Origin of the sequence: Chthonobacter albigriseus (genome assembly GCF_013839445.1) — a bacterium.
In the GTDB taxonomy this organism is placed as follows: Bacteria; Pseudomonadota; Alphaproteobacteria; order Rhizobiales; family Pleomorphomonadaceae; genus Chthonobacter; species Chthonobacter albigriseus.
Genome location: NZ_JACDIT010000001.1, coordinates 622,529 through 633,090 on the forward strand (window position 1 = coordinate 622,529; position 10,562 = coordinate 633,090).

12 protein-coding genes are annotated in these 10,562 nt (G+C 68.2%); 1 reads left to right on the forward strand and 11 read right to left on the reverse strand.

Features of this window, described 5'->3' with window-relative positions:
• Positions 1-5: 5 nt before the first annotated feature.
• Positions 6-1,757, reverse strand: coding sequence for a glycosyltransferase (locus HZ321_RS02750; protein ID WP_181699970.1), 1,752 nt, complete (start codon positions 1,755-1,757; stop codon positions 6-8).
• Between HZ321_RS02750 and HZ321_RS02755 the strand changes: the two genes are divergently transcribed.
• Positions 1,713-2,657 carry a transporter substrate-binding domain-containing protein gene (locus HZ321_RS02755; RefSeq protein ID WP_181699972.1) on the forward strand — a complete coding sequence of 315 codons (945 nt, stop codon included), beginning with the start codon at positions 1,713-1,715 and terminating at the stop codon, positions 2,655-2,657. The two genes, HZ321_RS02750 and HZ321_RS02755, sit on opposite strands and share 45 nt — an antisense overlap.
• On the opposite strand, the gene phnN is transcribed toward HZ321_RS02755, so the two are convergent.
• The 10 genes from phnN to phnG are packed head-to-tail and all read right to left on the reverse strand — an operon-like array spanning position 2,651 to position 10,369.
• Positions 2,651-3,220, reverse strand: a complete 570-nt coding sequence (gene phnN / locus HZ321_RS02760; RefSeq protein WP_181699974.1) for a phosphonate metabolism protein/1,5-bisphosphokinase (PRPP-forming) PhnN — start codon at positions 3,218-3,220, stop codon at positions 2,651-2,653. The genes HZ321_RS02755 and phnN overlap by 7 nt on opposite strands.
• Positions 3,217-4,359, reverse strand: coding sequence for an alpha-D-ribose 1-methylphosphonate 5-triphosphate diphosphatase (locus tag HZ321_RS02765; protein ID WP_181699976.1), 1,143 nt, complete (start codon positions 4,357-4,359; stop codon positions 3,217-3,219). The genes phnN and HZ321_RS02765 overlap by 4 nt, the downstream gene beginning before the upstream one ends.
• A gap of 26 nt (positions 4,360-4,385) precedes the next feature.
• Positions 4,386-5,069 (reverse strand): DUF1045 domain-containing protein, encoded by a 684-nt coding sequence (locus HZ321_RS02770; protein WP_181699978.1) that lies wholly within the window; start codon positions 5,067-5,069, stop codon positions 4,386-4,388.
• Positions 5,070-5,096: 27 nt separating this feature from the next.
• Complete coding sequence (locus HZ321_RS02775) at positions 5,097-5,750, reverse strand: DapH/DapD/GlmU-related protein (protein WP_181699979.1); 654 nt, start codon at positions 5,748-5,750, stop codon at positions 5,097-5,099.
• A 12-nt stretch (positions 5,751-5,762) separates the two neighbouring features.
• A complete protein-coding gene (phnL, locus tag HZ321_RS02780; protein WP_181699981.1) occupies positions 5,763-6,461 on the reverse strand; it encodes a phosphonate C-P lyase system protein PhnL in 699 nt (232 codons plus the stop codon).
• A 25-nt stretch (positions 6,462-6,486) separates the two neighbouring features.
• Positions 6,487-7,293, reverse strand: coding sequence for a phosphonate C-P lyase system protein PhnK (phnK, locus tag HZ321_RS02785; protein WP_181699983.1), 807 nt, complete (start codon positions 7,291-7,293; stop codon positions 6,487-6,489).
• Entirely contained in the window at positions 7,290-8,210 is a 921-nt protein-coding gene (locus HZ321_RS02790; protein WP_181699985.1) for an alpha-D-ribose 1-methylphosphonate 5-phosphate C-P-lyase PhnJ, read from the reverse strand. The genes phnK and HZ321_RS02790 overlap by 4 nt, the downstream gene beginning before the upstream one ends.
• Complete coding sequence (locus HZ321_RS02795) at positions 8,207-9,289, reverse strand: carbon-phosphorus lyase complex subunit (RefSeq protein WP_181699987.1); 1,083 nt, start codon at positions 9,287-9,289, stop codon at positions 8,207-8,209. The genes HZ321_RS02790 and HZ321_RS02795 overlap by 4 nt, the downstream gene beginning before the upstream one ends.
• A 4-nt stretch (positions 9,290-9,293) precedes the next feature.
• Positions 9,294-9,899, reverse strand: coding sequence for a phosphonate C-P lyase system protein PhnH (gene phnH / locus HZ321_RS02800; RefSeq protein ID WP_181699989.1), 606 nt, complete (start codon positions 9,897-9,899; stop codon positions 9,294-9,296).
• Entirely contained in the window at positions 9,899-10,369 is a 471-nt protein-coding gene (gene phnG / locus HZ321_RS02805; RefSeq protein ID WP_181699991.1) for a phosphonate C-P lyase system protein PhnG, read from the reverse strand. Before phnG ends, phnH begins: the two co-directional genes overlap by 1 nt.
• Positions 10,370-10,562 lie beyond the last annotated feature (193 nt).

A 10,562-nucleotide genomic window follows, 5' to 3' on the forward strand; every position in this document is an offset into this window, starting at 1 on the left:
GGCCGTCAGTTCTCGTTCTCGGCAGGTTCGTGCGGCGTCTTCGCCCAGTGATGGGGACGCCGGACGAGATCGACGACAGCACACCAGGCGGCAAACGAGACCAGCAGCCAGTAGAAGGGCAGCACTGGGACGCCTGCCAGTAGATCCCGGCGACCGTGCCTGGCGAGAACGCGCCAGGCGGCGGTCATCGCCGCGGCGTATCCGAGCAGCGTGCTCGTGAGGACCGTGACGCAAAGAACGTCGAGCCAGAACTCTCCCCCACCTGGGGGAGCGACGACGCCGGTGAGCGTCGCGACGAGTTGTGCGATGCCGACCGGGTGCAGCAGTGGGGCGAACACCGCGTTCACCGCATAGGCCTGCATCATCCACCAGTTGCGGGGACCCATCTCCCGGATCGCCGTACGCGGCTCGCGCGAGTGCACCAGCCAGGTGACCATCCAACCCTTCAGCCAACGGACGCGCTGGCGATGCCAGACCGGCCAACGCGTCGGCGCGTCCTCGCCCGTCGCGGAGCAGACGACGCCGGTGTGCAGGCCGTAGCGGCAGAGGCGGACGCCGAGATCGGCGTCCTCCGTCACGTTGTAGGGATCCCAGCCAAAGACATAGTCCAGCGCCTCGCGCTTGAAGTGGTTCGACGTACCACCCAGCGGCAGAGGCAATCGCTCGGCGGCCAGCCAGGGCAGCATGCCGTCGAACAGCGCCGCATACTCGATAGCGAATTGGCGCTGAAGAATCGTACGGGGACGGTCGATATCGAGCCGGGCCTGAACGCAGGCCAGATCCGGCGGACCGTGCACCAGTGCGGCAGCCGCCTTGCGCAACTGGTCCGGCGCGGGCCGGTCCTCGGCGTCGAACACCGTGACGATCTCGCCGGTCGTGAAGGCCAGACCGTACTCCAGCGCCCGCGGCTTGGTGCGCGGCGACCCCGGAGGCACCTCGATCACCTGGAAGTCCGACCGAAGGCAGGCGGCTTCCGCGGCGTCGCGGGTCTGAGGATCGTCCGCCTCGACCAGGATCCGTATCTCCAGGAGGCTCGGCGGATAATCCAGATCCTCCAGCCGCCGGACCAGGCCTGGAACCATGGCCGCCTCATGACGCAACGGAACGAGCACCGTGTAGGTCGGCAGGTCCCCGGTCGGGATCGGCTCAGGCTCTTCGGCCGGCGGGCGCCCTTTGGCGGCGGCCTGAAGCCGAATCAAGGTCAGGGTCAGAAAAGCCAGCGTGGTGGCCAGCGACAGCGCCCAGAAGACGATCCACCCGGCACCGACGAGCGCTGCCGGAAGCAGGAGGAGGATCAGCGCCAGCAGGATCCGCATCGTCGGTGACGGGCAGGTTCGGGCCGAAAGCGACGGCTCGCGGCGATGCAGAAGTCCCGTGGCACCTCGAATGACACGGTCTGCGATGGACCGCCTCAACACCTCCTCGAGCCTTCGCGGGGTGGTGACAAGCGCACCATGCTCCCGGGCAAGTCGAGCTACGGCGTCGAGCTCGTGCGGACGCGGCGCGAGCACCAGCCGGATCGACCCGCCCGGAAGTGTCAGGACGCTGGCCTTGAGGCGGCGGGCCGCGCGGCTGGTCAGCTTCTCCGGGCTGCCCGGAGCAGCCGCCGGCGGGATCCGGGTGAAGGTCGCTCCGGCCTCCTGGCACGCCGCCCGATAGGCGATATCGTCCGGCCGGGATCGCCGTGCTGGTCCTCCAGCAGCTTTTCTGCCGTGCTCGACTTCGCTAGCGTTGGCTGCGGCTATCGAATCGCCCATCGATGCAATCCGTTAGAGCGCTTGAAAATGCATGCGCATATGTTGAAATCTGCAACCGGCACATTCTCCAGGTTGTACTGTCTATTGATATTTCTTTTAGCTCTGACTGCAAGCCTCGGGATCGGGCAGGCTGCTGATTCTGCAGGCGCAGCCCTTCCTCGCTTCCTGCCCGCCGTACCGGGATCGGCCGATGTCGCACGGCCGGGCGCCTTGCGGTTCCTGACGGCGGACGACTTTCCGCCCTTCAACTTTGTTGACGCGACCGGGCGACTGACCGGCTACAATGTGGAACTGGCGCGGGCGATCTGCGCGCGGCTTTCGATCCCCTGCACCGTCCAGGCGCGCCCCTTCCCGCTGCTGATCCAATCGCTGCAGGAGAACACGGGGGATGCCATCATCGCGGGCATGGCGGACACGCCGGGTTTGCGGACCTTCGTGCTCTATACCGAGCCGTATCTGCGTCTTCCCGCACGGTTCGTGATGCGCAAGGGGCAAGCCTTCGAGGCGACGCCGGAAGGTTTGCGCGGCGCGGCCGTGGCGGTTCCCAAGGGCACGCGTTACGAGAGCTTCCTGAAGGACTTCTTCCCGGACGTGAAGCGGCTGGCGACCAACGACCTGGATGGGGCGCTTGCGCTGGTGCGAGCTGGCACCGCGCGGGCGGTGTTCGGGGGCGCGCTGCCTGCCTCGTTCTGGCTGGCCGGCCCGCAAGGGCGGGACTGCTGTGCCTTCGTCGGTGGCGCCTATACAGAGACGGCCTATTTCGGCAAGGGGATGACCATCGCGGTCGCGAAGAACAATCCGGCCCTGAAGCGCGCGCTCGACGAAACCCTGCGCGGCCTGGAAGCCGACGGTGTGTTGAAGGATCTCTACATCAAGTTCTTTCCGGTCAGCCTCTACTGAGCCGGTTCCAGGAGTGCGTTCAGGTGGCTCACGGCGAGGGCGGCCGCGCTGTCCAGGGCGCCACCGTTGTCCACAGTCACGATCCCCGGCCCGGAGGCCGGGACCGCTTCAGCCCTGGCCAGCCGCTCGGCGATCTCGGAGGCGCTTTCGCGCCCCCTCGCGGCAAGACGCCTTGCGACGATCGCCGCTGGCGCGGTGATGCAGAGAACGAGCGTGCGCGGGAAACGGCGCCGGGCGTCGTCGAGGACCGCCCGCGAGAGGTTGGCGACAACCACGCGCCCGGCCGCCACGTCGTCCGCATAGCGGGCGGGTATGCCGTAGCCGAGGCCGTGCGCCCGCCAGGACAACGAGAACGCGCCCGCCCGCTCCGCAGCGTCGAAGGACGCTTCGTCGATCGTGTCGTGATCCTCCGTACCATCCGGGACACGGGTGATGACGCGGCGAGCAAAGACGAAGCGCGGGTCGTCTCCGAGCCGCCTGCGGACCTCCGCCATCACGCTGTCCTTGCCCACGCCGGAGGGGCCGACCACCGCGACGAAGGCTCCGGTGGTGCTCGTCGTCATGATACCCGCTTTCCTTCGCGCCAGACGGAGCGGACGAGCGGGACTTCGTGGTCGAGTTTCACACGGACGAGGTCGGCCCGCCGGCCGACGGCGATCTCGCCGCGGTCCGTGAGCCCCGCCGCCGCGGCGGGGTTGCGCGTGACGGTCGCTACGGCCTCCGGAACACCGATCCCGTCGATGGTGTCGGCCACCATGAACACGGCGTGGAGCAGCGAAAAGGGAACGTAGTCGGAGGAGAGGATATCGAGGAGGCCTTCCTGCATGAGCGTGCGGGCGGCGATGTTGCCGGAGTGTGAGCCGCCCCGGACGACGTTGGGCGCACCCATCAGCACCGACAGCCCTCCCTCGCGGGCCGCCTTGGCGGCTTCCATGGTGGTCGGGAACTCCGCCACGGTGACGCCGTGCTCCAGACTTTCCGCCACATGCGCGGCCGTCGCATCGTCGTGGGACGCGAGCACGATGCCGCGGGCGCGGCAGCGGGCGGCGATCTCGTCGCGGTGGCGGGCGGAGTAAGTCTCGGCCTGCCGGACGCGCCGATCGATCATGGACAGGAAGGCGTCGTCCGACATACCGGTCTTGCCCTGGTAGTAGATCCGGTAATGGTCCATCGAGGTGAACTGCCGCTGGCCCGGCGTGTGGTCCATCAGCGAGGCGAGCCGCACGCGATCGTCGGTTTCGAAGAGCTCGAAGGTTTCCAGCGCGTCGGCGGCCGCGACCTCGCAGCGCAGGTGTATGAAGTGATCGGCCCGCAACCGATCGCCGGCGACCCCGGCCTCGATCGCGTCTGCCAGGCGGCGCATGTCGTGGCCCGTCAGGTCGGCGTCCTCGTCGATCCCGACGCGGAGGGCGTCGAACACCGTGGTGATACCGGAGGCGGCCACCTGCGCGTCGTGCGCCTGCACGGACGCGAGAGGGTTCCAGCGCACCTTCGGGCGCGGCGCGTAGTGGTTCTCCAGGTGGTCGGTGTGAAGTTCCACGATGCCCGGGATCAGCCAGTCGCCGTCCAGGTCCTCGCCTCTAACGGCGCTTCCCTCGTCGATGGCAGCGATGCGACCGTCACGCACGGCGACGCTGCCGGTGATGACGCGGTCGGCGAGAACGATGCGGGCATTGGTGAGAACAAGATCGTCGGCGGACATGAGGTCAGGTCTTTCGAAAGGGCGGGTCAGCCGGAGAGCGGAACAGTCGCTCTGATTTGGAAAGGAACGCCCGGCGCAGGCTCAACGAAGAGGGCGAGGCTGTCGATGGAAACAGGTTCGGCAAGAACGTCGGCAAAGGCTTCTGCGGCGGCGGTTTCGAAGCGGTCGGCGACTTCGCCGGACAGACGCTCCGACAAGGTCATGTGGAAGCGGAATTCCTCCAGGACATAGGGATAGCCCCACTCGACGAGAAGCTGATCCTGTCGCGGCGTGAGGCCCGAGCGGCGGCGCTTCTCCAGATCCGTGGGCGAGAGCGCGGCGCGGAACGGGTCGAGAGCCATCACGCAGGCAGCCGCGAATTCGTTCAGGCGCGCGGCACTCTTCGCCGGCACCAAGGCAATGAAGCCATCGATTCGGGCTACCTTGAGGTGAACATCGAAGCGGATGTGCCGGCGCGCAAGATCGGCCATGGCTTCCAGCAGTTCGGTCTCGCTGCGGCCGTCGGCAAGCCGGAACGGCGCCTTCAGCGTGGCATGAAACCCGTAGCGCCGGGGATCGGCGGTGATCGCCTCGACCATGTCAGGGGAAAGTCCCTCGACCCGCGGCTGCTGGAGGCGCTCTCCGGTCAGGGCGTCGCGGCCCAGCCACTCGGCGCCCATCGCCGCCAGGGCCGTGTCCATCGCCGGGGCGAAGTAGATCGCATAGCGCATCGAGCCGTCCTCCTGTTGCCGGCTTCTCTATGCGGCGGTGATGTCGGCCGTTTGACGGCGCGCCCCCGGATCGAACCGTTCGCAGAAGGCTTCGACCTCCGTCGATCGGAAATCGGGAAGATGCGCGACGATGTCGTCCAAGGACCAATCCCACCAGGCGATGCGTTCTAGGCGTTCGGCGGTCGCGCGGGAGAAGCGCTCGCGAATCGGCCGGGCCGGAACGCCGCCGACGATTGTGTAGGGTGCGACGTCCCGCGTCACCACCGCACCGGCGGCAAGAACCGCCCCGTTTCCGACGGTGACGCCGGGCAGAACCGTCACGGCATGCCCGATCCATACGTCATGACCGATCACGACGCGGTCGCCCCGCCGGGCCTCGAAGAAGGCGTGGTCGCGCTCGGTGCCGTCCCAGTAGTACTCCGGCGTATAGGTGAAGCGGTGCATCGTCGGGCGATCTGTCGGGTGGTTCGGCGCACCGATCCGGACCCTGGACGCAATCGCCGTGAACTTTCCGATGACGGCGTCGGCGACGTCGCAGTCCTCGCCGAGGTAGGTCATGTCGCCGATCTCGGCATAGGCGATCCGGGTGTTCTCCAGGATCTCGCAGCGCTCGCCGATCATCGCCTCGCGGAGGCGGACGGTGGGGTGGATCACGGTTTCGGCGATCTTCGGGCGGCTCATGGGTTCAGTTCCTCAAGCCGCGATGCGGAAGGCGGCAACGTCGACGATGCGGTCCGCGACGGCGGAGCGGACCTCCTCGTCGTGGAAGATGCCGAGCATGGCGACGCCGGCCGCCTTCTTCTCGGCGATCAGCGAGACGACCACGGAACGGTTTCCCGCGTCCAGCGAGGCGGTGGGCTCGTCGAGGAGAAGGATGGGGTGATCCGTCACGAAGCCGCGGGCAACATTGACGCGCTGCTGCTCGCCGCCGGAGAAGGTGGCCGGTGGCAGATCGAACAGGCGGCGCGGCACGTTGAGGCGGTCGAGCATCGCTCCGGCGCGGGCGCGGGCGGTGTCGCGGTCGACGCCGCGGGCGACGAGGGGCTCGGCGACGACGTCCAGAGCGGAGACCCGCGGCACCACGCGCAGAAACTGGCTCACGTAGCCGATGGTGCTTTCGCGAAGTCGGATGATCCGGCGCGGAGCGGCGGCTGCCACGTCGACCAGCCGGTCTCCGTCGCGGATCAGGATCTGACCGCCATCGGCGCCGTAGTTGCCGTAGACCATCTTCAGGATCGAGCTCTTGCCGGCGCCCGAAGGGCCGCCGAGGACGACGCATTCGCCGCTCTCGACGGAGAAGTCCACGTTCGAGACGACCGGTAGCTCGACGCCGCCCTGGAGGTGCATCACGAAGCTCTTGGCCAGACCGGACACGACGATACGGGTGGGCATGGAGAAGTCCTTTTCGACGGCGTCGTCAGACCTGGAGGATCGAGGACACCAGGAGCTGTGTGTAGGCGTGGCGGGGATCGTCGAGGAGACGGTCGGTGAGGCCCTGCTCCACCACGACGCCGTTCTTCATCACCAGCATCCGGTGCGACAGGAGACGAGCCACCGCGAGGTCGTGGGTGACGATGATCGCAGCGAGTCCGAGATCGGTGACCAGGGACCTCAAGAGATCGAGCAGGCGCGCCTGGACCGAGACGTCCAGGCCGCCGGTCGGCTCGTCCATGAAGACCAGGCGCGGGCGGGTCACCAGGTTGCGGGCGATCTGGAGCCGCTGGCGCATACCGCCGGAGAAGGCGCGCGGCTCGTCGTCGATGCGATCGGAGGCGATCTCCACCCGGCCAAGCCAGTCCAGCGCCGTTTCGCGGATGGTGCCGTAGTGACGGTCGCCGATGGCCATCAAGCGCTCGCCGACATTGGCGCCGGCGGACACCGTCATGCGCAGCCCGTCCGACGGGTTCTGGTGCACGAAGCCCCAGTCGGTGCGGGCGAGGAAGCGGCGCTCCGCCTCGGTCAGGGAGAGCACGTTGCGGGCGCGTCCGTCCCGCATCAGGTACTCCACCACGCCCGCTGTCGGCCGCAGGCGGCCCGCCAGGCAATTGAGCAACGTGGTCTTGCCGGAGCCGGACTCGCCGACAATGGCCACCACTTCGCCCGGATAGACATCGAAGCTCACGTCGCGGCAGCCGAGCCGCTCGCCATACCAATGGGAGAGCTTGGAGACGTGAAGAAGCGGCTTTTCCTCGCCGCTCTCCGGAAGGGCTGCAAGCGCGCTCATGAGCGGTCCTTTCGGGAGATATCGTCGCCGGCCAAGGCACCCCGGTGTCCGGCGGCGCGGCGCTCCTCGCAGTTGTCGGTGTCCGAGCAGACGAACATCCGGCCGCCCTTGTCGTCGAGCAGCACCTCGTCGAGGTAGACGCCCTCGGCCGCGCACAGGGCGCAGGGCTGGGCGAAGGTCTGCACCTTGAAGGGATGGTCCTCAAAGTCGAGGCTGACCACGTCCGTGTGCGGCGGGATGGCATAGATCCGCTTCTCGCGGCCAGCGCCGAAGAGCTGGAGCGCCTTGGACCGGTGCATCTTCGGATTGTCGAACTTCGGCGTCGGAGACGGGTCCATGATGTAGCGGCCGTCCACCTTCACCGGGTAGGCATAGGTGGTGGCGATGTGACCGTGGCGGGCGATGTCCTCGTAGAGCTTGACGTGCATCAGCCCGTATTCCTCGAGAGCGTGCATCGTCCGCGTCTCGGTCTCGCGCGGTTCCAGGAAGCGCAGCGGCTCGGGGATGGGCACCTGGTAGACGAGGATCTGGTGCTCGGCGAGCGGGGCTTCGGGAATGCGGTGGCGGGTCTGGATGACCGTCGCTTCCGCCGTATGCGTGGTGGTCCGCACGCCCGCCGTTTTGCGGAAGAAGCCGCGGATGGCCACTGCGTTGGTTGTATCGTCGGCGCCCTGGTCGATCACCTTCAGCACGTCGTCAGGCCCGAGCACGGCCGCGGTCACCTGGACGCCGCCGGTGCCCCAGCCGTAGGGCATCGGCATCTCGCGGGAGGCGAAGGGCACCTGATAGCCGGGGATCGCAATCCCCTTCAGGATCGCCCGCCGGATCATCCGCTTGGTCTGCTCGTCGAGGTAGGCGAAGTTGTAGGCGGGCGTGTCGTGGGCCACGGTCGCGGCGGTCGGGGGCAAGGCGTTCATTCCGCGGCCTCTCGCTTCTCGGCGACCTCGGTGCGCATGCGCCGCACGAGATCCAGTTCAGCCTGGAAGTCCACGTAGTGGGGCAGCTTCAGGTGTTCCACGAAGCCGGTGGACTGGACGTTGTCGCAGTGGGAGAGCACGAACTCCTCGTCCTGCGCGGGCGCTGTCCGGTCCTCGCCGAGCTCGCCAGCCCTCAAGGACCGGTCGACGAGCGCCATGGACATCGCCTTGCGCTCCTGGTGGCCGAAGGCGAGCCCGTAGCCGCGGGTGAAGGCCGGCGGCGCCTTGGCCGACCCCTTGAACTGGTTGACCATCTGACATTCGGTGACTGTGATCCGGCCGATGACGACGGAAAAGCCGAGTTCCGGCACGTCGATCTCCACCTCGACCTCGCCCATGCGGATCTCGCCGACGAAGGGGTGGGTGCGGCCGTAGCCGCGCTGGGTGGAATAGGCGAGCGCCAGAAGATAGCCCTCGTCGCCGCGGGCGAGGCCCTGCAGGCGCAGGTCGCGGTCGGCGGGGAAGGAGAGCGGCTCCCGGGTGAGGTCGCCCACGGGTTCCCCCGTCTCGGCCGGATCCGCTTCGATCAGGCCTTCGTTGCCGAGGAGATCGGTGACCCGCGGCATGGCGGTCGGGAGTTCCGGCCGCAGCGCCGGTGCCGGTAGGTCCGGGTCGCCTGCCAGGTCGGGGTCGAGCAGCCGATGGGTGTAGTCGAACGTCGGGCCGAGAAGTTGTCCGCCGGGAAGGTCCTTGAACGTAGCCGAGATGCGTCGACGCACCCGCATCGCGGCGGTTTCGATCGGATGCGTCGCGCCGAAGCGCGGCAGCGTGGTGCGGTAGGCGCGGATCAGGAAGATCGCCTCGATGAGATCACCGCGGGCCTGCTTCACGGCCAGCGCCGCGAGATCGCGATCGAACAGCGAGCCCTCGGCCATCACCCGGTCGACGGCGAGGGAGAGTTGCCCGGCGATCTGCTCCAGCGTGATGGACGGCAGGGTTCGGTCGCCGCGCCGTTCGTCGGCTAAAAGACGGTGGGCGTTCTCGATCGCCCGCTCGCCACCCTTGACGGCTACGTACATGGGATCACCCCGTCCTGAGGCGCGAGGAGCGCGGAAGACCGACGATCGCGTCGGCGGCGACGAAAAGGAGGTCGACACCGCGCGGGAAGAGGGCGCGGTTGGCTTGCCATTGCTCGGCGAATGCCGGAATGGCAGGCCTCGTGTCGAAGAGAACGGAGGTCTCGATGCCGGGACCGGTGAAGACGGCGCCCGTGTCTTCCACACTCTCCGCGGAGACGACCAGCGTCGTGGAGCGATCGGGATACTCCGGCGTGCCCTGGGCGAAGGCGGAGAGCGGCGGCATCCGGGCCGGGTCGACGACGAAGGCGAAGGCCGCGTCCGCCGGCTGGTCGACCATCGGCGCACCGGTTTGGAAGGCGAACCAGCCGCGCACGTCGGCTGACGCGGCGAGCGCGCCGTCCAGCCAGACTGGCGTCTCGGGGTCCACCAGCGTCAGGGCAACGGCGGCCATCAGCGGCGACATCGGCGCCGGCGCCGTGGCGAGCGGCCGGCAGATCACCCGCCGCCCGGGCCGGGCCAGCGCGTCCATGATGGCGCGAAAGGTCGTCTGCGCGTCAAAGACGGGCTGGCGGAAGCCGCCGTCGAAAGCGGCGGAGGTCACGGCGGTCATCAGTCCTCTCCCCGGACCATGGTGAAGAAATCGACACGGGTGGCGGCCGTTTCGGCGCGAACCGTCGCGTCCTCGGCCGCGCGGGCCTCGCGCACGGGCGCCAGGACCCTCGCCTCGATGGCTTCGCGCGTCTCGACACGCTGCCAGAGGGCATCGCAGATCGCGGCCAGGCGGGCCCGCGCCCGGTCGCGTCCCAGGAGATGGGCGACGCCGATGGTGCCGTCGGGCAGGCGCACCGTGCAGCGCGTGACGGTGGCTTCGCCGAGGTTGAAGGGACGTCCGCCTCCGCCCATGCGACCGCGCACCATCACAAGGCCTATCTCGGGCGCGCGGACATCGCTCGCGCCGTCGGCTTCCTCGATCCCTTCAAGTCCGGCCGCCATCAGGGTACGCGGCGCCTGGGCGAGCAGGGCCATCGCGGCGCGCCGGTCCGAGGGCGGCGAGGTTTCGGAAGTCTGGCTGTGAAGCATGCGTTGTCCCGGCCGATGACGAAAGGTATAATGATCTATACCACTGTGCTGCGGAGAACGCTACGCGGATCCGATGACAGCGCCATGACGGTCCGGCCGGGATGCTTACGACCGTAGCCGCGGGTGATTGTGACAGGGCCCTGTGCGAGGACTTGAACCTGCCTGTTCGGGAATCAGACCACGGAGGCGTATC

What these genes read in the sequence shown, in the direction of transcription:
- HZ321_RS02750 (WP_181699970.1), bottom strand. Translation starts at nt 1,757, where the DNA reads ATGGGCGATTCGATAGCCGCAGCCAACGCTAGCGAAGTCGAGCACGGC.
- phnN (WP_181699974.1), bottom strand. Translation starts at nt 3,220, where the DNA reads ATGACGACGAGCACCACCGGAGCCTTCGTCGCGGTGGTCGGCCCCTCC.
- HZ321_RS02765 (WP_181699976.1), bottom strand. Translation starts at nt 4,359, where the DNA reads ATGTCCGCCGACGATCTTGTTCTCACCAATGCCCGCATCGTTCTCGCC.
- HZ321_RS02770 (WP_181699978.1), bottom strand. Translation starts at nt 5,069, where the DNA reads ATGCGCTATGCGATCTACTTCGCCCCGGCGATGGACACGGCCCTGGCG.
- HZ321_RS02775 (WP_181699979.1), bottom strand. Translation starts at nt 5,750, where the DNA reads ATGAGCCGCCCGAAGATCGCCGAAACCGTGATCCACCCCACCGTCCGC.
- phnL (WP_181699981.1), bottom strand. Translation starts at nt 6,461, where the DNA reads ATGCCCACCCGTATCGTCGTGTCCGGTCTGGCCAAGAGCTTCGTGATG.
- phnK (WP_181699983.1), bottom strand. Translation starts at nt 7,293, where the DNA reads ATGAGCGCGCTTGCAGCCCTTCCGGAGAGCGGCGAGGAAAAGCCGCTT.
- HZ321_RS02790 (WP_181699985.1), bottom strand. Translation starts at nt 8,210, where the DNA reads ATGAACGCCTTGCCCCCGACCGCCGCGACCGTGGCCCACGACACGCCC.
- HZ321_RS02795 (WP_181699987.1), bottom strand. Translation starts at nt 9,289, where the DNA reads ATGTACGTAGCCGTCAAGGGTGGCGAGCGGGCGATCGAGAACGCCCAC.
- phnH (WP_181699989.1), bottom strand. Translation starts at nt 9,899, where the DNA reads ATGACCGCCGTGACCTCCGCCGCTTTCGACGGCGGCTTCCGCCAGCCC.
- phnG (WP_181699991.1), bottom strand. Translation starts at nt 10,369, where the DNA reads ATGCTTCACAGCCAGACTTCCGAAACCTCGCCGCCCTCGGACCGGCGC.